Source organism: Nocardia sp. NPDC059228, from assembly GCF_042754245.1.
In the GTDB taxonomy this organism is placed as follows: domain Bacteria; phylum Actinomycetota; class Actinomycetes; order Mycobacteriales; family Mycobacteriaceae; genus Nocardia.
The window spans coordinates 314,951-337,706 of the sequence record NZ_JBHZAL010000003.1 but is presented as its reverse complement, the minus strand read 5'-3'; the positions used below and the strand labels follow the sequence as shown (position 1 = coordinate 337,706).

General features: G+C 68.4%; 21 protein-coding genes. 13 read left to right on the top strand and 8 right to left on the bottom strand.

All coding sequences use genetic code 11. From position 1 onward, the window contains the following. Nucleotides 1-10: 10 nt before the first annotated feature. Both ACFXKA_RS07665 and ACFXKA_RS07660 read right to left on the bottom strand, forming a co-directional pair. Nucleotides 11-1,813 (bottom strand): ABC-F family ATP-binding cassette domain-containing protein, encoded by a 1,803-nt coding sequence (locus ACFXKA_RS07665; RefSeq protein ID WP_379426537.1) that lies wholly within the window; start codon nucleotides 1,811-1,813, stop codon nucleotides 11-13. A gap of 126 nt (nucleotides 1,814-1,939) precedes the next feature. Continuing rightward, nucleotides 1,940-2,863 (bottom strand): 4-(cytidine 5'-diphospho)-2-C-methyl-D-erythritol kinase, encoded by a 924-nt coding sequence (locus ACFXKA_RS07660; RefSeq protein WP_379426536.1) that lies wholly within the window; start codon nucleotides 2,861-2,863, stop codon nucleotides 1,940-1,942. A 121-nt stretch (nucleotides 2,864-2,984) separates the two neighbouring features. Here ACFXKA_RS07660 and ACFXKA_RS07655 point away from each other — a divergent pair, with 121 nt between their 5' ends. The 4 genes from ACFXKA_RS07655 to ACFXKA_RS07640 all read left to right on the top strand — a co-directional run bounded on the left by ACFXKA_RS07655 (nucleotide 2,985) and on the right by ACFXKA_RS07640 (nucleotide 6,946). Then, nucleotides 2,985-3,191, top strand: a complete 207-nt coding sequence (locus tag ACFXKA_RS07655) for a heavy-metal-associated domain-containing protein (protein ID WP_379426535.1) — start codon at nucleotides 2,985-2,987, stop codon at nucleotides 3,189-3,191. Further along, nucleotides 3,188-4,087 carry a hypothetical protein gene (locus tag ACFXKA_RS07650; protein WP_379426534.1) on the top strand — a complete coding sequence of 300 codons (900 nt, stop codon included), beginning with the start codon at nucleotides 3,188-3,190 and terminating at the stop codon, nucleotides 4,085-4,087. Before ACFXKA_RS07655 ends, ACFXKA_RS07650 begins: the two co-directional genes overlap by 4 nt. Further along, on the top strand, nucleotides 4,084-6,324 hold the full coding sequence (locus ACFXKA_RS07645; protein ID WP_379426533.1) for a heavy metal translocating P-type ATPase: 2,241 nt from the start codon (nucleotides 4,084-4,086) through the stop codon (nucleotides 6,322-6,324). Before ACFXKA_RS07650 ends, ACFXKA_RS07645 begins: the two co-directional genes overlap by 4 nt. A 121-nt stretch (nucleotides 6,325-6,445) precedes the next feature. Beyond that, nucleotides 6,446-6,946, top strand: a complete 501-nt coding sequence (locus ACFXKA_RS07640; RefSeq protein ID WP_354836076.1) for an LpqN/LpqT family lipoprotein — start codon at nucleotides 6,446-6,448, stop codon at nucleotides 6,944-6,946. 8 nt (nucleotides 6,947-6,954) lie between these two features. Here the strand turns inward: ACFXKA_RS07640 and ACFXKA_RS07635 are convergent, their stop codons facing one another. Next, nucleotides 6,955-7,554 carry a DUF4126 domain-containing protein gene (locus tag ACFXKA_RS07635; protein ID WP_379426532.1) on the bottom strand — a complete coding sequence of 200 codons (600 nt, stop codon included), beginning with the start codon at nucleotides 7,552-7,554 and terminating at the stop codon, nucleotides 6,955-6,957. 122 nt (nucleotides 7,555-7,676) lie between these two features. Here ACFXKA_RS07635 and ACFXKA_RS07630 point away from each other — a divergent pair, with 122 nt between their 5' ends. After that, nucleotides 7,677-8,150 (top strand): hypothetical protein, encoded by a 474-nt coding sequence (locus ACFXKA_RS07630; RefSeq protein ID WP_354836080.1) that lies wholly within the window; start codon nucleotides 7,677-7,679, stop codon nucleotides 8,148-8,150. Nucleotides 8,151-8,327: 177 nt separating this feature from the next. Here the strand turns inward: ACFXKA_RS07630 and rsmA are convergent, their stop codons facing one another. Then, nucleotides 8,328-9,209 (bottom strand): 16S rRNA (adenine(1518)-N(6)/adenine(1519)-N(6))-dimethyltransferase RsmA, encoded by an 882-nt coding sequence (gene rsmA / locus ACFXKA_RS07625; RefSeq protein WP_354836082.1) that lies wholly within the window; start codon nucleotides 9,207-9,209, stop codon nucleotides 8,328-8,330. A 222-nt stretch (nucleotides 9,210-9,431) separates the two neighbouring features. Here rsmA and ACFXKA_RS07620 point away from each other — a divergent pair, with 222 nt between their 5' ends. Continuing rightward, on the top strand, nucleotides 9,432-10,940 hold the full coding sequence (locus ACFXKA_RS07620) for an alpha/beta fold hydrolase (RefSeq protein WP_354836084.1): 1,509 nt from the start codon (nucleotides 9,432-9,434) through the stop codon (nucleotides 10,938-10,940). An 18-nt stretch (nucleotides 10,941-10,958) separates the two neighbouring features. Here ACFXKA_RS07620 and ACFXKA_RS07615 read toward each other — a convergent pair whose 3' ends face one another. Next, nucleotides 10,959-12,119, bottom strand: coding sequence for an alpha/beta fold hydrolase (locus ACFXKA_RS07615; RefSeq protein WP_354836086.1), 1,161 nt, complete (start codon nucleotides 12,117-12,119; stop codon nucleotides 10,959-10,961). A gap of 158 nt (nucleotides 12,120-12,277) precedes the next feature. Between ACFXKA_RS07615 and ACFXKA_RS07610 the strand changes: the two genes are divergently transcribed. The 4 genes from ACFXKA_RS07610 (at nucleotide 12,278) to ACFXKA_RS07595 (ending at nucleotide 16,307) form a co-directional block, all read left to right on the top strand. Beyond that, a complete protein-coding gene (locus tag ACFXKA_RS07610) occupies nucleotides 12,278-13,045 on the top strand; it encodes an SDR family NAD(P)-dependent oxidoreductase (RefSeq protein WP_379426531.1) in 768 nt (255 codons plus the stop codon). Nucleotides 13,046-13,146: 101 nt separating this feature from the next. Next, a complete protein-coding gene (locus ACFXKA_RS07605; protein WP_379426530.1) occupies nucleotides 13,147-14,445 on the top strand; it encodes a serine hydrolase domain-containing protein in 1,299 nt (432 codons plus the stop codon). After that, nucleotides 14,427-16,046 (top strand): FAD-dependent monooxygenase, encoded by a 1,620-nt coding sequence (locus ACFXKA_RS07600; protein WP_379426529.1) that lies wholly within the window; start codon nucleotides 14,427-14,429, stop codon nucleotides 16,044-16,046. The genes ACFXKA_RS07605 and ACFXKA_RS07600 overlap by 19 nt, the downstream gene beginning before the upstream one ends. 120 nt (nucleotides 16,047-16,166) lie before the next feature. After that, complete coding sequence (locus ACFXKA_RS07595; RefSeq protein WP_354836094.1) at nucleotides 16,167-16,307, top strand: hypothetical protein; 141 nt, start codon at nucleotides 16,167-16,169, stop codon at nucleotides 16,305-16,307. Here ACFXKA_RS07595 and ACFXKA_RS07590 read toward each other — a convergent pair. Further along, nucleotides 16,304-17,431, bottom strand: coding sequence for a transglycosylase family protein (locus ACFXKA_RS07590; RefSeq protein WP_354836096.1), 1,128 nt, complete (start codon nucleotides 17,429-17,431; stop codon nucleotides 16,304-16,306). The genes ACFXKA_RS07595 and ACFXKA_RS07590 overlap by 4 nt on opposite strands. Nucleotides 17,432-17,757: 326 nt before the next feature. Next, the gene (locus ACFXKA_RS07585) at nucleotides 17,758-18,585 is read right to left on the bottom strand and encodes a TatD family hydrolase (RefSeq protein ID WP_379426528.1); all 828 of its coding nucleotides are present in this window, start codon (nucleotides 18,583-18,585) and stop codon (nucleotides 17,758-17,760) included. Between the two features lie 88 nt (nucleotides 18,586-18,673). On the opposite strand from ACFXKA_RS07585, the gene metG reads away from it, so the two are divergent. After that, nucleotides 18,674-20,230, top strand: a complete 1,557-nt coding sequence (gene metG, locus ACFXKA_RS07580; protein WP_379426527.1) for a methionine--tRNA ligase — start codon at nucleotides 18,674-18,676, stop codon at nucleotides 20,228-20,230. A 201-nt stretch (nucleotides 20,231-20,431) separates the two neighbouring features. Here metG and ACFXKA_RS07575 read toward each other — a convergent pair whose 3' ends face one another. Further along, nucleotides 20,432-21,238, bottom strand: a complete 807-nt coding sequence (locus ACFXKA_RS07575; protein ID WP_379426526.1) for a helix-turn-helix domain-containing protein — start codon at nucleotides 21,236-21,238, stop codon at nucleotides 20,432-20,434. Nucleotides 21,239-21,435: 197 nt separating this feature from the next. Between ACFXKA_RS07575 and ACFXKA_RS07570 the strand changes: the two genes are divergently transcribed. Together ACFXKA_RS07570 and ACFXKA_RS07565 are read left to right on the top strand one after the other, a co-directional pair. Further along, nucleotides 21,436-21,672 carry a hypothetical protein gene (locus tag ACFXKA_RS07570; protein WP_379426525.1) on the top strand — a complete coding sequence of 79 codons (237 nt, stop codon included), beginning with the start codon at nucleotides 21,436-21,438 and terminating at the stop codon, nucleotides 21,670-21,672. Between the two features lie 120 nt (nucleotides 21,673-21,792). Beyond that, nucleotides 21,793-22,482 (top strand): TetR/AcrR family transcriptional regulator, encoded by a 690-nt coding sequence (locus ACFXKA_RS07565; protein ID WP_379426524.1) that lies wholly within the window; start codon nucleotides 21,793-21,795, stop codon nucleotides 22,480-22,482. Nucleotides 22,483-22,756 lie beyond the last annotated feature (274 nt).

Below are 22,756 nucleotides of genomic sequence, written 5' to 3'. Positions count from 1 at the left end.
CGGGGGCGGGCTAGCTGTCGGCGAGTTCGAGCCAGCGCTCTTCTGTGGCTTCCTTTTCCGCTTGCACCTGCTTGAGTTCCGCGCCGAGCGTGACCAGCTTGTCCGGCTCGGTGGCCGCCTCGGCCAGGGCCGCGTGCAGCTTGTCCTCGCGGTCGGTGAGTTTCTCCAGGGCGCGTTCCAGCTTGGCCAGCTCCTTGCGGATCGCGCGGTAGGCAGCCGAATCCGTCGCCGGGGCGGCGGAATTCGCGCCGGCCGGGGCTGCCTTGACGGGAGCGGCCGCCTTGCCCGCGGTGAGGCCGGCGCGCTTGCGCAGGTACTCCTCGATGCCGCCGGGCAGGTTGGTGAGCTTGCCGTCGCCGAACAGCGCCCAGGTGGAATCGCAGATGCGCTCGATCAGGTAGCGGTCGTGGGAGATCACCACCAGGGTGCCCGCCCAGCCGTCGAGCATGTCCTCGAGCTGCTGGAGGGTGTCGATGTCGAGGTCGTTGGTGGGCTCGTCGAGCAGCAGCACATTGGGCTCGGCCATGAGGATGCGGGTCAGCTGCAGGCGGCGGCGTTCGCCACCGGACAGGTCGCCGACCGGGGTGCGCTGCTTGGCCGGGGTGAAGCCGAGCCGCTCGGCCAGCTGGCCGGCGCTGATCTCCTTGTCGCCCAGCATCATGCGCTGCGCCACGTCCTGAACCGCCTCCAGCACCCGCATGTTCAGCGGCAGGTCGTCGAGTTCCTGACGCAGCCAGCCGATCTTGACGGTCTGGCCCTGGATCCGCTTGCCGGACTTCGGGTCCGCGTCGCCGGCGAGCGCGCGCAGCAGCGTGGTCTTGCCCGACCCGTTCACGCCGACCAGGCCAACGCGCTCGCCCGGGGCGAGCCGCCAGGTCAGGTCGGTCACCAGTTCCCGGCCGTCCGGGGTGGCGAGGGTGGCGTCCTCGAGCTCGATCACCACGCGGCCCAGGCGCTTTCGCGCGAAGGAGGCCAGCTCGACGGTGTCGCGCGGCGGCGGCACGTTGGCGATCAGGGCCTCGGCGGCCTCGATGCGGTAGCGCGGCTTGGAGGTCCGGGCGGGCGCGCCGCGGCGCAGCCACGCGAGTTCCTTGCGGGCCAGGTTCTGGCGGCGGGCCTCGCTGGCGTCGGCCTGGCGGACGCGTTCGGCGCGGGCGAAGATCCAGTCGTTGTAGCCGCCCTCGTAGGTCTCGACCCGGCCGCCCTGCACCTCCCAGGTGCGGGTGGCGACGGTGTCGAGGAACCAGCGGTCGTGGGTGACGACCACCAGCGCGCTGCGGCGGTTCAGCAGGTGCTCGGCCAGCCACTGCACGCCCTCGACGTCGAGGTGGTTGGTGGGCTCGTCGAGGACCAGCAGGTCGAGGTCGCGGACCAGGGCGGCGGCCAGGGCGGTGCGGCGGCGCTCGCCGCCGGAGAGGTTGGCCACGGGGGTGTCCATGCCGAGGTCGGCGATGCCGATGCCCTCGACCACGGATCGGATGCGCGGATTGGCGGCCCATTCGTGTTCGGCGACACCGTCGGTGCGCTGATCCTCGGCCAGGCCCGCGAGCACGACCTCGCCGACGGTCGCACCCTCGGGCAGCATGCCGCGCTGGGTGACGACGGCCATGCGCAGATCACCGCGACGGCTGACGCGCCCCGAGTCCGGGTCCTCGATTCCGGTCAGCACTTCCAGCAGCGTGGTCTTGCCGCCACCGTTGAGACCGACGACACCGATCCGCTCCCCCTCCTGAACCCCGAGGGAGATGTTGTCGAGCAGCGGCTTGATGCCGAAGCTCTTGCTGACCGCTTCCAGGTTGATCAGGTTGGCCATGAACAATTCCGCCTCTCCGCGCCTTTCGCCGAACCGAAAGAGCCTACTCACCTCACATTGCGGACCGGCGGTCACGTACGGGGAGACTTGGCCCGTACCCGACGAGTTACCCGGAACCTTACGAAATCAGTTGTCGCCTGCGATTCGGCGTGCGCCCGGGACCGGGCCGTGGGCGGTGCGCACGCTGCGGCTGACTCCGGCGCCCGCGAGTTCGGCGGCGGCGGTGACCGCGGCCTCCTCGCTCTCGCACAGGAAGGCGCAGGTCGGGCCGGAGCCGGAGACGATGCCCGCGAGGGCTCCGGCGGTGACGCCCGCGCGCAGGGTGCGGCGCAGTTCGGGTTTCAGCGAGAGCGCCGCGGCCTGGAGGTCGTTGCCGAGCAGCGGGGCGAGCTGTTTGGCCTCGCCGGAGGCCAGCGCCTGCAACAGCTCCTCCGGGCTGCCGAGTCGCGGCGGGTCGCCGGCTTCGCGCAGGCGGTCGAGTTCGCGGAAGACGGCCGGGGTGGACAGGCCGTCCTTGGCCAGGGCCAGCACCCAGTGAAAGGTGTTGCGGGACAACACCGGAAGCAGTTCCTCGCCGCGGCCGCGGCCGAGGGCGGTGCCGCCGTGCAGGGAGAAGGGGACGTCGCTGCCGAGTTCGGCCGCGATATCGGACAATTCGGTGCGCCCGAGGCCGAGTTCCCACAGGTCGTTCAGGCCGACCAGGGCCGCGGCGGCGTCGGCGCTCCCGCCGGCCATGCCGCCCGCCACCGGAATGCCCTTGGTGATGGCGAATTCCACCAGCGGGGCGCGTCCGGCCAAATCGGCCAGCTTGACGGCGGCCTGCCAGACCAGATTGCCGCGATCGGTGGGAACCTCGTCGGCCCCCTCGCCGACAACCTTCACGCGTAGCGCCGAGGACGGCGAGATCTGCACGTCGTCGCTGAGCGATAACGCCTGGAACACCGTGGTGAGGTCGTGGTAGCCGTCCTCGCGCAGGTCGCCCACCCCGAGGTGCAGATTCACCTTCGCGGGCGCGCGCACGACGAGGGGGCTGGGCACAACTGAGAGCACGCGCACAGCCTAGTCGACAGATTTCCCGTTCGAGTACTTGCGCCCGGTACCCGTGGGGGGTATGTTTCTGAGTGTCGGGGATACCCCCTCACCGTATGAACAGCGAGCGAAGGAGACCACCATGGCCACCAGCACCTACACCGTCACCGGCATGACCTGCGGCCACTGCGTCGGTTCGGTGCAGAAGGAGATCGGCAAGCTCGACGGTGTCACCAGCGTGGATGTGGATCTCGCCACCGGCCTGGTCACCGTCGAGTCCGGCGCCGCGCTCGCCGACGCCGATGTGGTGGCCGCCGTCGACGAAGCGGGTTACGAGGTGACGGTGTGAACGATCGGCTGAAGTTCGCCGCCTTCGGCGGCGGACTGGTCGTCTTGTTCGGAGCCGCGCTCGGCATCGGCGCCCTGGTGGGCGACCGGTCCGGCGCGGCCCCGGCCGAGGCCGCCCCCGACCACAGTCGGCACGAGGCCGCCGCGGCGACGGGCCTGCAGGACAGCCTCTCCGGCTACACCCTCGGCGATATCAGCGCCCCCGCCGCCCCCGATCAGCAAGGCGCACTGCAATTCCGAATCACCGGACCGCAGGGCGCCGTCACACGCTACAACGATCTACATGAGAAGGACCTGCACCTGATCGTGGTCCGCTCGGACGCCAGCCAGTTCCGGCACGTGCATCCGACCCGGGCGGCCGACGGCACCTGGTCCATCAACTGGAAGTGGGCCGAACCCGGCAGCTACCGCGTGTTCGCCGACTTCTCCCCCGCCGGCGGACCCGGCGAACTGGTGCTCAGCCGCACCATCGCGGTCGCGGGGAATGTGACGGGCAAGCCACTGCCGCCGGTCGCGAAGACCGCCGAGGTGGACGGCTACCGCGTCACCCTCGACGGCGACCTGACCACGGCGGGCAGCGAACTCACCTTCACCGTTATCCGCGACGGCAAGCCGGTGACCGATCTGCAGCCCTACCTGGGCGCGTACGCTCATCTAGTGGCGCTGCGGGCCACGGACCTGGCCTACCTGCACGTCCACCCGGAGGGTGAGGTCGGCAGGACCGCACCCGGCCCCGATGTCGTCTTCCACGCGCAAGCGCCGAGCGACGGCAACTACCGCCTGTACCTGGACTTCCAGCACGGCGGCGCGGTGCACACCGCGGAATTCACCGACGAAGCATCCACTGCCGCATCCGATTCGGATGCGCCCGCCCACCACGGAGGAGGTCACTCATGAGCGCCCCGGCGCCCGCGCGTTCGATCGAACTCGATATCGGTGGGATGACCTGCGCCTCCTGCGCGGCCCGGATCGAGAAGAAGCTCAACCGCATGGACGGCGTCACCGCGTCCGTGAACTACGCGACCGAGAAGGCGAAGGTCAGCTTCCCGGAGTCGGTGACGGCCGATGATCTGATCGCCAAGGTCGTCGATACCGGCTACACCGCCGCCGTGCACCACACCGAACCGGTGAAAACCGAGGCGGCCGAACCCGATTCGGCCCCCTCGGCGGCGGATCAGCTGCGGCACAGGCTGTTGGTGACGCTGGCGCTGGCCGTGCCCGTGGTCGCCATGGGCATGTTCCCGCTGCTGCAGTTCACCAACTGGCAGTGGCTGTCGCTGACCCTGACCGCGCCGATCGTGGTGTGGGGCGGGTCGCAGTTCCACCGGGCCGCGTGGGTGAACGCCAAGCACGGCGCGGCCACCATGGACACGCTGATCTCGCTGGGCACGCTGGCCTCCTTCGGCTGGTCGGTGTACGCACTGTTCTGGGGCACGGCCGGCATGCCCGGCATGAAGCACCCGTTCAGCCTGGCCATCGAGCGCGGCGACTCGTCGTCGGCGCTGTACTTCGAGGTGGCGGCGACGCTGATCACCGCGATTCTGGCGGGCCGCTACTTCGAGACCCGGTCCAAGGAGAAGGCGGGATCCGCGCTGCGGGCGCTGCTGGAGCTGGGCGCGAAGGACGTGTCGGTGCTGCGGGCCGGCGTCGAAACCCGCATCCCCATCGGCGATCTGCGAGTCGGTGAGGAGTTCCTGGTTCGTCCCGGCGAGAAGGTCGCCACCGACGGTGTGGTGGTGGGCGGCAGTTCGGCGCTCGACATGAGCATGCTGACCGGCGAATCGGTGCCGGTCGAGGTGGGTCCCGGCGATCAGGTGGTGGGCGCGACCGTGAACGCGGGCGGCCTGCTGACCGTGCGCGCCACCCGGGTCGGCGCGGACACCCAGCTGGCGCAGATGGCCGCGCTGGTGGAGGAGGCACAGAACGGCAAGGCTCCCGTGCAGCGGCTGGCCGATCAGGTGGCGGGCGTGTTCGTGCCGATCGTCATCGCGATCGCGGTGGCGGCGCTGGGCTTCTGGCTCGGCACCGGCGCGGCCGTGGCGACCGCGTTCGGCGCGGCGGTGGCGGTGCTGATCATCGCCTGCCCGTGCGCCCTCGGCTTGGCCACGCCCACGGCTCTGCTCGTGGGCACCGGGCGCGGCGCGCAGCTGGGCATCCTGATCAAGGGCCCGCAGGTGCTGGAGTCGACGCGGCGCATCGACACCGTGGTGCTGGACAAGACCGGCACCGTCACCACCGGCAAGATGACGCTCGCCGAGGCGATTCCGGGCGCCGGCGTGGATGCCGACGAGCTGCTGTCGGTGGCCGCGGCCGTCGAGCACGGCTCCGAGCACCCCGTTGCCAAGGCCGTGGTCGCCGGTGCGGCCGAGCGCGGACTCGATACCGAGAAGGTGGAGCAGTTCGTCAGCCACGGCGGCAAGGGCGTGCAGGGTCTGGTCGGCGAGCGGGCGGTGGCCATCGGACGCGTCGAGTTGCTCGAGGACTGGTCCATCGCGCTGCCGGAGTCCTTGGCGGACGCCAAGATCCGGGCCGAGCGGGCGGGAAAGACGGCCATCGTCGTGGCCTGGGACGGGCAGGCGCGCGGCGTGCTGGTCATCGCCGACGCGGTGAAACCCACCAGCGCCCAGGCGATTTCGGAGATGAAGGCGCTCGGCCTCACCCCGGTGCTGCTGACCGGGGACAATGCGGCCACTGCCCGCACGGTCGCGGATCAGGTGGGCATCGAGCAGGTCATCGCCGAGGTGCTGCCCAGCGACAAGCTGGACGTGGTCAAGCAGCTGCAGGACGAGGGCAAGGTGGTCGCCATGGTCGGCGACGGCGTCAATGACGCGGCCGCCCTGGCCCAGGCCGATCTGGGCCTGGCCATGGGCACCGGGACCGACGTCGCCATCCAGGCCGCCGACCTCACCCTGGTGCGTGACGACCTGCGCGCGGTGCCGACCTCGATCAAGCTGTCGCGGGCCACGCTGCGGACGATCAAGGGAAATCTGTTCTGGGCCTTCGGTTACAACGTGGCCGCCATCCCGCTGGCCGCCGCCGGCCTGCTGAACCCGATGCTCGCCGGTGCCGCCATGGCATTGTCCAGCGTGTTCGTGGTCAGCAACAGCCTGCGACTGCGCCGCTTTCGCGGATGAGGAACACCGGTCGCTCGTCCCGCGATACCGGCAGGGCCGCCCCGATCACCGGATCCGGGCGGCCCTGTCGCATCGTGTTGAATGGCGGGTGACCACCGCCGTCCCCTCGCGAGGAGCCCCGTTGACCACCATCGCCGAATACCTGGCCGCCGCCCAGATCGAGGCCGCCCCGGTCGACCCCGCAGCTCCCGGCGCCCCCAAGGTCGCCGTCGGCATTCCCGAAGGCTGGCAGCAGGTTCCGCCGAGCATGTTCCCCGGCTCCTACGGCGTCTGGACCCAGACCCCCGTGAACGGCTGGGCCGACAACGCCGTCGTGCTGGTCGCCACCTTCACCCCGCCCGTCGATGCCCGCGAGCTGCTCACCCACGCCTTCGACGATGCCCGCCGGCTTCCCGGCTGGGAGGACCTCGAAACCGACACCACCGACTTCGAGGGCTGGCCGTCCGCCGGCATCACCGGCACCTACAACGTCGAGCAGCTCACCCTCTGGGCCTACAACCGCTACATCATCGTCGAGTCCGAGAACGGCCAGTACCTGGTCCAGCTCACCATCACCACCCGCAGCGACAGCGACGGCGCCGGACCCACCACCTTGCTCCAGGGCCTGTCCATCTCGGCCTGACCCGCCGCCTAGCGCGGCTCGAGCTTGCTCGAGCCGCGCCTGCCGCGCAGCCGTCGAACCGCCCGGAATGCCAACCGGCCCAGCCCGATCAGCACGATCAGCAGCACGATGAAGGCGACCACCGGGACCACCAGCGCCAGCGTCGTGAGCGCCAGTGAGACTCCGTCCTCGACGGTGGAAACCACTGGATTCCCCACGCCCGCAGTCGTTCCCGTGACCAACGGTCGCGCCACCGTCCGACCGGCGTGCACGCTGCCCGCGGTGACGGCGCCCAGGACGGCGGCGACCGCGGGCGGCAGATGCGAGGAGAGACTGGTCTCGGCCGCGAAGAGGATCGCCCCCGACGCCGGAGCCACGAGCGTCCCGATGCCGTGCAACACCGAATCCAAGGCCGGGATCTTGTCCCCCACGAGATCGAGCACCAACAGCACCGCGATACCGATCAACGCCGGGGTCGACGACAACCACCCGTACGAGCTCCCCAGATCGATCCACCCGGCCCGATCCGCGACCCCCACCACCAGCAGCGGCAGCCAAGCATTCAAACCCGCCGCCCCCGACAGCCCGAAGGCCCCGAGAACCACCCCTACAGCCGACGTGATCTCCATGCCCCCAGTGTGAGCGACGAAGCCCCGGGCAGCCGGACGCCGCGATCGACGAGTAGCGTGGAGTGGCGGTTTGCCGACCAGTTGCCTTATCCCCGCGGTATACGTGAGGAAGGACGAGAGTCATGAAGCGAGGCGCACTGAAGATCGCAGCAGTACCGCTCCTGCCGATGTTGGCGTTCTTGGTACCGGCCGGTCCAGCAACTGCGGACCCCCTGAATTTCGATTCGGCTCAGGTCACCGGTTCCACGCCGGGGTGCTCGGGCACGGCCGACGCCCAACTGTCGGCCGATCAGGGTCAGACGGGCGATACCTTCGTCGACAGCTCGGCCAAGGTGACGGTGAACTTCATCCCCGACACCAATGCCCTCGACTCGTTGCTGGCATCGCCCGGAAGCTGCGAAATCTCCACCACTGTCACCATGCAGAACCTGGACAACGGCACGAGCACGACAGAGACGAAAACCACCGAGTACGACAGCCATTACGGCTGGCACGCCGCCGTCTTCACCATCGAAGGCTCCGGCCGGGTTTCCGCCCAGGTGAGCACGAACCCCAGCCCATCCCAGCTGACCATCGACGTCCCCGCACCGAGCTGATCACGCCCCAGCACACCCGGACAGACCGGGTGCCATAACCGCGCACTACCGGCAAACCGCGAAGAATCCCGCACGTCGATCGTCCGCGTGACCGCGTCGACCGCTTCGGCCGGCGCGGTCAGCACATGCACAAGTGACGGAAATGCGCTCAACCGCGCCGACGGACGAGTCTTCGGCTCATTCCTGCTGGGCGAGGCGGACGTAGGCGGCCGTATCGAGGGTCTCACCGCGGGCGGTGGGCGCGATTCCGGCTGCGGTGAGGCGCTTTTCGGCCTCGGCGGCGGAACCCGCCCAGCCCGCGAGGGCGGCGCGAAGGGTCTTGCGGCGCTGGGCGAAGGCGGCGTCGATGACGGCGTAGACGCGCCGGCGGAAGGATTCGTCCTGGGGCCAGGGGGATTCGGGGAATCGGTCGATGCGCACCAGCCCCGATTCGACCTGGGGTACGGGCCAGAAGATCTGGCGGCCAACGGTTCCGGCGCGGCGAACCGTCCCGAAGAAGCCCGCCTTGACGCTGGGCACGCCGTAGATGCGGCCGCCGGGAGTGGCGGCGAGGCGGTCGGCCACTTCCAGCTGCACCATGACGAGAGTGGTTCGGATGCTGGGGAATTCGGCCAGCAGGTGCAACAGCACCGGCACGGCCACGTTGTAGGGCAGGTTGGCCACCAGCGCGGTCGGCGCGGCGGGCAGGTCGGCGTGGGTGACCTTCATGGCGTCCATGGGGACGACGGTCAGCCGATCGGCGAGCTCGGGGGCGCGGGCGGCCGCGGTCTGCGGCAGGTGGGCCGCCAGGGTCGGGTCGATCTCGACGGCGATGACCCGGTCGACCACGTCGAGCAGCGCCAGGGTCAGCGAGCCCAGGCCGGGACCGACCTCGAGCACGGTGTCGTCGCGGTGGACACCCGCGGTGGCGACGATGCGGCGCATGGTGTTGGCGTCGTGGACGAAATTCTGCCCGAGCTGCTTGGTCGGGCGGACGCCGAAACGCTCGGCCAGCTCACGCACTTCGGCGGGCCCCAGCAGGGCGGCTTTTCCACGACCGGCGACTTCGGGTTCGGACATTCTGGAAAACCTATCAAGCTGCGTGAATCACCCGGGCACCCGGTCACACCGCGAGGGCGATGGCGCGCGGAGTCTAACACTGAAGTTAGCTATGCATTTGCCAGCTCGCTCGTGCGGGCGTGGCGGCCCCGCGCGCCGGACCAAATCCGCCATGTCGCACCGTCTTTCACCAGGTATCCGAGTAGCGTCGCCCCTTGGGAACACAACCGCGAAGGAGAGTGCATGCCCGCTCGGCGGATTCGACGGCTCGTCCTGGGCGCGACGCTGCTGACCGCGGCGGTCACGCTGCCCGCGGGACCGGCGAATGCGGACACGGCCCCGGGAATGGACCGCTTCTACCACCAGACACTGGAGTGGAAGCCGTGCGACAACGCAGCCCTCGACGCCGCCGGCGCGCGGTGCGCGGGCGTCCTGGTACCGCTCGACTACAGCAATCCGGACGGTCGCACGCTCACCGTCGCGATCTCCCGCATCGCCGCCACCGACCCGGCGCGCCGCCGCGGCATCCTGGTCACCAATCCGGGCGGTCCGGGCGGCGCCGGCCTGGCGATGACGGTCAACACCCAGAAGGCCATGACCGCGGACGTCCGCGCGCAGTACGACCTGATCGGCATGGACCCGCGTGGCGTCGGCCGCTCCGACGCCGTCAATTGCACGATTCCGGTGCCCACCATGCTCTTCTCCGCCGGATTCGACGTGTTCGGCTATGCCCGCGACACCGCCGTGGCCGCGGCGCTGGCCACCGCGTGCGTGGGCACCGACCCGGAGAAGGCCCGCAAGATCACGACTCGCAACACCGCGCGCGACATGGACCTCATCCGAAGCCTGCTCGGCGAGAAGAAGCTCAACTACTTCGGCGCGTCCTACGGCACCTATCTGGGCGCGGTCTACACGCAGATGTTCGGCGACCACGCCGACCGCATGGTCTTCGACAGTGCCGTCGACCCGGACCGCTACTACGTCGGGCTCTACCAGGACATGGGCGCGATCAACGAGTACGCCCTCGACGACTGGGCGAAATGGGCGGCCCGCCACGACGATCAGTACCACTTCGGCAGCACCCCGGAGGCGGTGCGCGCCTGGGTCGAGGACCTCATCCGGCGGTCCGCGGGTCATGAGATCTACGGCAGCGGCTACCTGGTCGACGAGCACACCATTCCCATGATGCTGCTGGCGCTGCTGCCGAACCCGCAGCTGAATCCCAACCTCGCCGAAGTGCTGACCATGGTGGCGTCGGGCGTGGCAGGCGGCCCCATCGACATGGACGCGCTGAAGGCCAAGATCGTCTCCGTGGTGCCGCTCGACGCCGCCGGTATGGCCGCCATCATGTGCGGCGACAAGGCCGCGCCGCGCGATCCCGCCTGGTACTACGGCAATGTCGAGGCCGCGCGGCCCACGCAGCCGGTGTTCGGGGCGTTCGCCAACAACATCACCGCCTGTGCTTTCTGGCCGGACCCGGTGGAACCGCCCACCGAGATCCACAATGCGAGCCCGGTGCTGATCGTGGCCAATGTCCACGACACTCGCACCGCATACTCGGAAGGGCTTGCGCTGCACGCGGATCTGACCGGGTCACGCCTGGTGACGCTGGCGGACACCAGGATTCACGGCGCGTTCCGGCCGGACCTGAGCCCGTGCCTGAACACCATCGTGAACACCTACTTCGCCACCGGTGTCCGCCCGGACCAGGACGTCACCTGCGAACCCGATTTCGGCTGGTTCCCGAAGTAAGAGATCACGCGACCATCGTCACGGCACGGTGGGCGCGGCCAGGATCCGATCGCTGAACGCGCCGATGGCATTCCACATCTGCGGGTTCAACTGGGTATGGGTGCCGGTGCCGACCACCGTCTGGAAGTCCGCGCCGGCGGCGGCGAGCTGCGCGGCCAGCGCCGCGTGCAACGGGGACGGCACGGTGGTGTCATTGGTGTTGAGCAGCAGCAGGATCGGCGCGTTGTAGCCGTTGACCGGCACCGCCATGTACTCGCTCATGGCGGCCTGGAATTCGGGGGTGTCGAGCGGCCGCGACAGCATGTCGCCGATGCCCATGCCGTCGACCACCTTCATGATGTCCGCGAAGCACAGGCTCTCCGAGGCGTCCACGGCCTGCTTGCCGCGCGGGGTCAGGTAGCTGTCGACATCGACCTCGGGGTGGGTGGCGCGCAGCCCGGCCAGCATGCTGACCACGAACCCGTTGACCGCGGTCCCGGCCTGACCGGGGATCTCCGGCGCCCAGGGGCCGACGAACGGGGCGATCTTCTCCAGATCCGATTCCGGGTCGACCGCGATGGCGCCGCGGAAGTCGAGGTCGGGGGTCTGCGACACCTGCAGGTGCGCGGTGCCCAGCGCCGCCTGACCGCCCTGCGAGAATCCGGTCACCGCCCAGGTGCGCGAGAGCTCCGGATTCGTGGCGCGGGCCGCCTTGACCAGGTCGATGGTGGCACCGGCCTCGGTACTGATCTCCAGGTACGGGTGCGGGCCGGTGTCGAAGCGGCCCAGGCCCAGATAATCCGGCGCGACCACAGCGAAGCCCTTGTTCACGAAGTACTGCAGCACCTGGTCTTCCTTGGCCCGGCTCACCTTCGAGGTGTCGGTCTGCCCGCCGCAGCCCGGTCCCATGCCGGAGGTGCCGTGGTCATAGGCCATGATCGGCCAGCCGCCCGCGGGCGCGGGACCGGACGGAACGAACAGCGCGCCACTGGCTTTCACCGGTTCGCCATTGGAGCGGGTGGTCCAGTAGTCGATGATGGTGCCGTTCGGCAGGCCGCGGAAGCCGTCCGGTAGCGCGGTGGTGGCGAAGGCGGTGCCGGCCGTTTCGGCGTGAGCCGCGGTTCCCGGCAGGACCAGCAGCGTGCCCGCCGATGCTACGGCCGCGGTGAAAATCCGTGTACGCCAACCAACCGACCGCATGAATCCTCCATCAGTCCCGACCCGATGACCATTCCTGTTCGGGGCCCGAGTTTATCGATTTGAACGGAGGACCAGTATGAGAAGACTCTGGCAACCAGCTACGCCCGATTGGGCGCCGGCCCATTGACGTGCCTTGAAACTTGTTCTAATTTCTCGCCATGTCGCGCAGATACGAAGGCCGCCGAGTACTTGTCACCGGAGCGGGATCGGGCATCGGACAGGGCGTGGCCCTGCGACTGCTCGAAGAGGGAGCCCACCTGGTCGCCGCCGATGTGAACGAGGCCGGACTGGCCGCCACCGTCGACGCCGCCCCCGCCGAGCAGCGCGAGCGCCTGCGCACCCTCACCCTCGACATCTCCGACCCGGTGGCGGTCCGCGCCGTCACCGCCGAGGCCCTCGAATTCCTCGGCGGCCTGGACGTTCTGGTGAACGCCGCGGGCATCCTGCGCGCCGCGCACACCCACGACATGCCCCTCGAGGACTGGAACAGGGTCATCTCGGTCAACCTGACCGGTACTTTCCTCATGATCCAGGCCGCGCTGCCCGCGCTCATCGAATCCGGGCACGGCGTGATCGTGAACTTCTCCTCCACCTCGGCCTTCGGGTCCAATCCCTATATGGCCGCGTACTCCGCGTCGAAGGCGGGCGTCAACGCGCTCACCCACTCCATCGCGCTGGAATACGTGAAAAAGGGCCTGCGCGCGGTCAATATCGTGCCCGGCGGCATCAGCACCGGCATCACCTCCGGCCTGGAACTGCCCGCCGACGCCGACTGGACGCTCATGGCGCGGCTGCCCGGGTGGATCGAGGCCGGCGCACTCGGCAAGCCCGAGGACATCGCGGGTGTCGTGGCCATGGCGGCCTCCGATGACGGCCGCTACATGACCGGCACCGAGCTCCGCGTCGACGGTGGCGCACTGATGTAGCGACACCGCCCATTTCCATTCGCGACCGGTTGGTACGGAGTTAGGCTGACAAACGCTTCAGCAGCTTCATAACCACGTTCCAGCGGACCGGACGGAGAGTTATGGGATACCGGCGAAGTTTCGGCGTGCTCATCGCAGCCGTGGCGTTGACGGTCGCCGCAGGGTGTGGATCGTCGAACGATACGGGGTCCAAGGAGCCCGGATACGCCGCGACATTGCGGCCCATCATCACCGAACTGATGAAGGACAACGCCATTCCGGGAGCGGTGGTGGTGGTCGAGTCGCCCAAGGACGGCGACTGGACCGCCACCTTCGGGACCGGGGCCATCGGCAAGGACGATCCGATGACGGTGGACGACCACTTCCGGATCGGCAGCAATACCAAGACCATGACGGTGACGGTCCTCATGCAGCTCGCCCAGGAGGGCAAGCTCTCGCTCGGCGATCCGATCGGCAAGTATTGGCCGGGCGTGCCGAACGGGGACCGCATCACCCTCGCCCAGCTCGCCGAAATGCGCAGCGGCCTCTACAACTACACCTTCGACTACGACTTCAGCGCCGCGATCGACAAGGATCCACAGAAGGTGTGGACCCCGGAGGAATTGCTGGCCATCGCGTTCGCGCACCCGGTCGATTTCCAGCCGGGCGAGAGATTCGAGTACTGCAACACCAACACCATCCTGCTGGGACTGGTCATCGAGAAGGTCACGAATATGCCTGTGGCCGACAACTTCCGGCAGCGCATCTTCGAACCGCTCGGGTTGAAGCACACGTCGTTCCCCGCGCCGGCGGACTCCTCGATGCCGGATCCGCATCCGCAGGGCTACGCCTTCGGCACCATGGTCTCCACCATCGACACCTTCGCACTGCCGCCGGATCAGCAGGCCGCCGCGCTGGCGGGCACGCTGAAACCGGGCAACCAGACGACCTCGAGCCCGTCGTGGACCTGGACCGCGGGTGCGGCGATCTCGACGGTCGACGATATGACCACGTATACGAAGGCGCTCGTCGACGGCAAACTGCTCGACGCCGAGTTCCAGAAGATGCGGATGGACAGTATCCAGCCGATCGATCCGGCCAATCCGGCCATGGCCGGGTACGGCCTGGGCCTCGTCCGATTCGGTGAGCATCAGTTCGGGCACGACGGTCAGATCCCGGGCTACATGACCTACATGGCGTCGGACCCGGACTCCGGCCTCACCATCGTGGTCGCCACCAACCTGGCGGCCGTCCCCTCCGGCGAAGGGTCGGCGCTGGTACTGGTGAAGGGCATGCTGCCCACCTTCTACGGCTCCGGTGCCGTGCCCGGACACGATCCGGCACAACGTAATTCGGCCACGAACAATCCCGCGGCGTCCGTATCCCCGACAGGTTCGACCCCATGGACGACACCGCGGTAATCATCGCGGGCGCCGGACCGGTCGGCCTGACCGCGGCGATCGAGCTGCGTCGCCGCGGCGTGCCGTGCCGGATCGTCGACCCGCTGCTGAAACCGCCGCAGTACGCGAAAGCCGTTGGCATCCAACCGCGTGCGCTGGAAGTGTTCGAGCAGATGGGGGTGCTGCGCCGGATTCTGGACGCGGCGATCCAACTGCACGGGCAGCTCGCCTTCGTCAATGGCGAGCCGGGCCCGCGCATCGAGCTGACGCTGCCTCCGGACGTGCCGTTCGGATTCGTCGGCCTGCCGCAGTACGAGACCGAGCGAATTCTGCGGGACAGGCTCGCCGAGCTGGGCGGCGCCGTCGAACGGGGTACGCGGGTCGCGGCTTTCGAGCAGGACGCCGACGGGGTCACCGTGACGCTCGCGAGCGACATGGGTGAGAAGACCACGCGGGCAAGCTATCTCGTCGGTTGCGACGGCGCGCACAGCACGATCCGCAAGGCGCTGGGTCTCTCCTTCGAGGGCGCGGCCTTCACCGAGCACTACATGCTCGGGGACGTGGAACTGAGCTGGTCGATGCCGCGCGGCTACAACATCCGCGCGAGCCACCAGACCGACGGCGTCACCGATGATCTGCTGGTCTGCATCCCGCTCCCCGGCCGGCACCGGTACCGCATCTCCATGCTCCTCCCCGACGGCCGGACACCCGACCGGGCGACCGGCGACGACGGCGTCGAGCACGGCTTCACCACCGGGTGGACGCCCGATCTGCCCGATCTGCAAGCGGTCGTCGACCGCCTCGCCCCCGAACCGGCACAGGTGTCGAACCTGCGCTGGTCCTCGGTCTTCCGGATCAGCCACCGCATTGTCGATTCCTACAGCCGCGGAAGGGTTTTCGTGGCGGGTGACGCCGCCCATATCCACCCGCCCACCGGCGCCCAGGGCATGAACACCGGCATCCAGGACGCCCACAATCTGGCCTGGAAACTGGCCTTGGCGCTCACCGGTGACGCCTCCGAAACCCTGCTCGACTCCTACGACGCCGAACGCCGTCCGGTCGGCGAGGAGGTCGTCGGCCGCACGGTCCGCAGCGCCCGCGAGGGCATCGGGGCGGATTCCACCGATCCCGGCTACGTCCTGCGCCGGGAGGCCCAGCTGCTCATCGACTATGCCGGCAGTCCGATCGTCGCGCCGTCTCCACCCGGCGAGCCCGCCCCGCCGGCGGGCGCCCGCGCCCCCGACGCCCGCGGCCTGACCCGCGACGCCGTCGCCTTCGACTTCCGGCTGCTGCCCCTCATCGACGGCACCGCCCACACCCTGCTGCTCTACGCGGACGACACCACCACCGATCACGACCTGCGCGACCTGGAACAGCTGGCCGTCACCGCGACCGCTACGGCCCACGGCCACCTGGACGTCTACCTGATCGCCGCACCCCGGGCCGGCGCGGCCGCGACCAGCCTCCCGCTGATCCGCGACACCGCAGGCGAATTCGCCCGGGCCTACCGCGCGGGCCACGGATCGGCCTTCGTCATCCGTCCCGACGGCTACCTGGGCTTCGCCTGCCGCCCGGCCACCACTGCCGACCTCGTCGACTTCCTCGAATCCACTTTCCGGTGACCCTGCGCGTTCGTGTCGAGCGCCGATCGCCCGGGCTGCCGATACTTCCGTTCGGTAACAACAGGATTCGCGTTGCCGACATGCCCGGTGGCAGTAACCACTACGCAAGGGAGATGCGACATGGGTTCCGCAGACCTGATGAGCTGGCTGGCCGAGGGCTACCTCAACGGTGATCCGATCCGCTACCCGCTCTATGTCGGGTTGATGTTCCTCAGCATGCCGTTCCAGCTGCTGTCCACGCTGTCGGGACAGCCCTTCTAACCGATGCCGAGCCGCGAGGTACAGGCCGGCCACGCGCCCCAGCCCTGGCGGGCGCGCGTCACTTCGGCGATGGCGATCTGTTCCTCGCGGGTCGCGAGATCGGCGCGCGGGGCGTAGCGGGTGCCGCCCTGGCGTTCCCAGGTGTTCTGGTCGAACTGGATGCCGCCGAAGAAGCCGTTGCCCGTATTGATGGCCCAGTTGCCGCCGGATTCGCATTTGGCCAGGGCATCCCAGGTGGTGCCGTTCTGCACGTCCGGGACCTCGGTGCCGGGCTTGGCGCCCTTGCGCACGGTCTTGGGCTGCGCGGGCACGATCACGGTGGACTTGATCGGATCCTTGCCCGCCTCATGGCCGTTCACGATGGAGACCGCGAAAGTCACGTCCTGCGTGCCGGGTACGCCCGGATTCTCGACGATCGTGCGGCTCATATTGAGCGTCTGATCCTCGATGATGTTCTCCGGCGGATCCAGCGGCACCCGCTCGGTGCGGTTCTCCACGATCTTGCGGGTGACGGTGATCTTCATGCCGTCGGTGAGCGGGGTGCTCGCGACCGGTTCCACGGAGTCCTGATTGACCAGTGGGCGGCCCTGCGCCTGGAGCAGCTCCCCGATGGTCGGGGCGGCGAGGCGGACCAGCGACGCGGGCGCGCCGTTGTCACTGAGCTCGACCGTGCGCGGGTTGGTGATGAGCAGTTGCGCGCCCTCGAGCGGCAGCGGCGTCGGGCGCGCGGGCGAGGTGAAGACGTCGCCGGGCAGGTTGAGCTTGGTGACCGCCTCGGCCACGGTGAGCGCGGTGGTCCAGGCCTTGGAGGGCGTGCCGTCGACGATGAGCGAGACCTCGCGGGCCCGGTTCAGCGTGATGGTGGATCCGTCGCTGATATGCGCTGCGGCGGAAGGGGATACGTCATCACGGTTGGTGATCGCGTACCCGGCGTCCTTGAGCGCGCCGCGGACGTCCCCGCGCATGGTGGATTCGGCGAACTGCTTGCCATCGATGACGAAGGTGATCTGCTTCTTGCTCATGATGGCAACGCCGGCGCCGAAGATGAGCGTGACGAGCATCGCCGCGATAGCCCCGTACAGCATCGGGGAACGCGACGAGTTGATCTTCGTCAATGCGTGCATCGGAAATCCCGGCATGGTCACAGTACGATAACGAGAGGGTCCGGGATTGACAACCACTCCCGGCGGAACTGCGGTGACGAAAATTACGACCCGATATCGAACCGCAGGTAAATCACGATCGCGCTAGATCGTAGTGAGCTGCGACACATATGGCGACGCAAAGCCCGGCGTCCGATCCCCGACAGCGACAACTGATTTCGCAGCGCTGAGGGGTAACTCGCCGGGTACGCCCGAAATAGGTTCGCCACCCGACCGCGGGCACGCGTGCGGTACCCGCGACGGCACCCGAGCCGGGCGCTGAAGTCCCGGAGAGGCGGAACAGTGGATCAGATTCCGTAGACGCGGCGGGCATTGGCGGTGGTGATCTTGGCCAGCTGCACCGGATCCTGTTCGCGCAGTTCCGCCAGTGCGCGCAGCGTGTACGGCAGCATGTACGACTCGTTCTGCGCACCCCGGAAGGGATGCGGAGTCAGGAAGGGCGCGTCCGTTTCGACCAGAATCAGTTCGTCCGGAACGAGTTTCGCGGCCTCGCGCAATTCGTGCGCGTTCTTGAAACTGACCGTGCCCGAGAAACTGAGCACATAGCCCTCCTCGACACAGGCCATCGCCATGTTCGCGTCGGAGGAGAAGCAGTGGAAGATCACGGTTTCCGGCGCGCCCTCGTCCAGCAGCACCGCCAGCAGGTCGTGATCGGCCTCCCGGTTGTGGATCATGAGCGGCTTGCCCAGCCGCTTGGCCAGGTCGATGTGCCAGCGGAAGCCCTCGACCTGATCCTCGATCTCGGCGCAGCCGTCCAGCTTGCCGGGCCAGTAGTAGTCCAGCCCGGTCTCCCCCACCGCGACCACCCGCGGATCGGCGGCCAGCTGCTCGAGCTCGGCCTTGGCGGCCTCGTCGAGGTGGTTGGCGCGGGTCGGGTGCAGCGCCACCGCGGCATGGACCCGGTCGTCCCAGTGCGCGGCGCGGACCGCGAAGCGCGCCGCCTCGAGGTCGTCGGCAACCGTCACCAGCTCCCGCACACCCACCGCGCGGGCCCGCTCCACCAGGGCCGCAACCGCTTCCGGATCGGTGGCCCCGCAGGCATCGATGTGGGTGTGCGCGTCGATGAGCGGCGACAGCGGCTCGGGCGGCTCGGGCGCAGGTCGGCGAGTGGTCATGCCCATCCCCCGAAAGAAAGACGTGCGGCACCTGCCATGGGGATATTCACGCGAGCGACGTAGGACACGCAGATAGAGTAGACACACCATGAGCGCATCCGATCGCCCCGCCTTTTACGTCACCACGGCCATCGCGTACCCGAACGGCGCACCGCACATCGGGCACGCCTACGAGTACATCTCGTCCGATGCCCTGGCCCGCTTCAAACGGCTGGACGGCTTCGATGTGTTCTACATGACCGGCACCGACGAGCACGGCCAGAAGGTGCAGCAGGCCGCCAAGGCCGCCGGTCTCGCGGAGCAGGAGTACGCCTCGCGCAACTCCGACGTCTTCGAGAACATGGACAAGGCGCTCGACATCTCCTTCGACCGCTTCATCCGCACCACCGACGAGGACCACCTGGCCGCGTCGGTCGCGATCTGGGAGCGCATGGTCGAGGCCGGGGACATCTACCTCGACACCTACGCCGGCTGGTACTCGGTGCGCGACGAGGCGTTCTACACCGAGGAGGAGACCACCCTCCTCGAGGACGGCACCCGTATCTCCACCGACACCAAGACCCCGGTGGAGTGGACCGAGGAGTCGAACTACTTCTTCCGCCTGTCCAACTATCAGGACAAGCTGCTCGAACTGTACGAGACCCAGCCGGAATTCATCGCGCCCGCGACCCGGCGCAACGAGATCGTCTCGTACGTGAAGGCGGGCCTGAAGGATCTGTCCATCTCCCGCACCACCTTCGACTGGGGTGTGCCGGTGCCGGGTCACCCCGAGCACGTCATGTACGTCTGGGTGGACGCGCTCACCAACTACCTGACCGGCGCGGGCTTCCCCGACACCGATTCGGCGTCGTTCCAGCGGTATTGGCCCGCGGACCTGCACATCATCGGCAAGGACATCTCGCGGTTCCACACCGTGTACTGGCCCGCCTTCCTGATGAGCGCCGGAATCGAGCTCCCGAAGCGGGTTTTCGTGCACGGCTTCGTCAACTACAAGGGCGAGAAGATGTCCAAGTCGGTCGGCAACGTGGTTGATCCCATGGACCTGGTCGACACCTTCGGCCTGGACGCCGTGCGCTTCTTCCTGCTGCGTGAGATCTCCTACGGCCAGGACGGCTCCTACAGCCACGAGGCCATCGTCGGCCGCATCAATGCCGATCTGGCCAACGAGTACGGCAACCTGGCCCAGCGCTGCCTGAAGATGGTGGCCCGCGACTTCGGCGGCGTCGTCCCCACCCCGGGCGAGTTCACCGAGGACGACAAGGCCCTGCTGGAGCGCGCGGGCGACCTGCTCGAGAAGGTCCGGACCGAGTTCGACCAGCAGCAGATCCATCTGGGTCTGGAGCAGCTGTGGCTCACCCTCGGTGAGACCAACCGCTACTTCTCCGCCCAGGCGCCCTGGACCCTGGCCAAGGCCGGCACCCCGGAGGACACCGCCCGCGAGGGCACCATCCTCTACGTGACCATGGAGGTGCTGCGCATCGTCTCGATCCTGGTCCAGCCGGTGATCCCCGGCTCGGCCGGAAAGATCCTGGACCTGCTCGGCGTCACCGACCGCAACTTCGCGGACCTCGCCACCCCGCTCCGCCCGGGCACCGCCCTGCCGGAACCGGCCGTGGTCTTCCCGAAGTACGTCGAACCGAAGTAAGAACCGGTGCCGCCCGCCGCCCTCCGGCGGGCGGGCACCGATCCGGTCCGCTTACCGCGCCGGTCGACCTGGGGCAGTAGCACGATTTGGGGCACCCGCGCCGACCAGCGAGCCCGGATCAGCTGTTGGCGAGGAGTCAACGGTGTCGGCCGACATCGACCGTTCCCCGTTCTCTCCTTCCGAACAGCTGCCGGAGCCCGCTCAGGGGGCCGCGCATGGGTCGATGGTGGTGGTGCCGGGCGACCGCGGCGTGAGCATGAACAGCTGGTAGGAGCAGTTCTGCGGGTGAAAAGCGTTGTAGGAACGCATGGTCAGGCTCATGATCTCGCCGGTGGCCGGGTTGCGGACCTGCACGAGCGAGTCGTTGAACAGGTCTTCGTCCATCGGGGTGTTCCACATGCGCGCGAATTCCGGGTTGACGCTGCAGGTTTCGATGATCTGGGCCAGGCGCTCGGGGGCGACCACGCCGGGCGAGAGGACGCGCAGGCCGAAAACCAGGCGGTGCACGATGGTGTCCCAGTTGACCAGCAACTCGCGAGCTTCCGGGATGGTCAGGAACTGCTCGATGACATTGACCGGGCGGTCGGCGCCGGGCGCCGCGGGGGCCAGCCACGGAAACGCCCCGCCGGCAGCCCGATTGGCCGCGAGCACCTCGTATTCGGGGAAGCGGTGGAAGTACGCCGGATAGGGCAGGGCCTCGAGATGGTCGAGGTCCTCTTGGCGCAGCCGGGGTGGCCAGGTGCCGCGCGCGAAGGTGGACACCCTGGGCAGGGCCAGCGAGACCACCTTCTCGAGCATCCACATCGGTACGTCCATGGCGGCACACCAGTCCTCGAGCCGGTCCGCCGAAACCGTGCGCTCCCCGCTCTCCAGCTTCCGGTAGAGCGAGACGCTGACGAACATCCGCCGAGCGGTCTCCTCCTGCGTGAGGCCCTGATTCTCCCGGCGGTGCCGCAGGTACATTCCGAGCAGCGGCTGCTCCGGAATCGGTGTGAGCGCGTCGAGCATCTGTCCGCCTATCCATCCAGCAATCCTTCAGCTAAACATTTACCGAAGTAGCCAGTGAGGATCCAGTTTTCCGGTCCAGCCAGCGTACGGACCGCGGCACCCGACAGCGACCCCGGACCTGGACAGAAGTCCACGCCGATGGCGACGGCCGATCCGCCATTGCCACGATGTGCATATGCGGTCCGACGACACGAGGAATGGTCTTTCGTCGCGCCGGAACGGACATTCCGATCCGCGGGGAGTTCCATCGGCCGGCGCGAGCCGGGTCCGCGGATATCCCGGCGGCGATCGACGGACAACCGGCGTTGATCGTCGACGCCATTGCCGAGCGCACCCGGCGGCTGATCCGGCGCGGGGAGATTTCCCTCCTGCCGCAACGGATTCCGGATCTACGTGCCTTCACCTTCGCGGTGTTGCGGCTGCCGCGACTGTAGCGTCCGCGGTAGCCGGCGGCGACTGAGGTCACCCGACCGCAATCCCGGGACACCACCGATCCGGGCGCCCACCGATAATGACCATCTGAAGCGAACGCGGTTCAGTGAGAGAGGGAATGGATGCGCGACAGGCAGGTCCACATGACGGCTCGCGCACCACAAGGGACGTTGCAGCGCACCAACTTCGACGAACGGCATCGCGCCGCCCGGGACGCCGTCCTCACCTCGCAGCGCGGCCGGCTGCTCGAGGCCATGGTGGAATGCGTCGAGGCCAGGGGCTACCACGCCACCACACTCACCGATATCGTGGCGCGCGCCCGGGTCTCGCGCAGCACCTTCTACGAGCACTTCAGCAATAAGGAGCACTGCTTCATCGAGGCGGTGCGCACCGCCTCCGACATCATCGCGACCCGCATCGCCGACGAGCTGGCCCAGCTGCCCACCGACGCCGGCGCGTACGAGCGCATCGAGTCCATCGTGGTCACCTTCTGCGAAACCGTTGCCTCCGAACCGGATTTCGCGCGGCTGATGCTGGTCGAGGCGTTCAAGGTGGATCAGGAGTCGGTGGCACTGCGGGATCTGTCGGTGGATCGGTTCGCGGATCTGTACCGGGTCTTCTACGCCCAGGCGCGCTCGACCGATCCGAGCCTGCCGGTCATCGCCGACGAGCTGTTCGCGCTGATTCCGGATGCCATCGGCGAACGCACCCGCCGGGTCATCGTGGCCGAGGGGGCGCATCGGGTGCCCGAATTGGCGCCGCTGTTCGTAGAGTTCGTGATCGCGGTGCTGGGCCTGCCCGCGCAGGCCTGAATCGCTACGCCTCGTCGCGAAATCCACTGTCGCCCAGACAGTTTTCGGGTCGGTGCCACCGGAGCGCGCGGGTGTGACGTGGCCGGGTGAACTCACTCACAGCGAGAAGCTCGGTTCGTCATCCCCGGGCCATACCGATGACACATAACGGACGATCGCCAGGCGGTGACCACAGCGCCCGGCTTTCGGCGAACCCCCACCTCAGCCAGGCCGCGGGCGGCCAGGCCGGGTGCGGAAATTTTGCGACACCGCGCGTAACACTAAGCATGCGTTC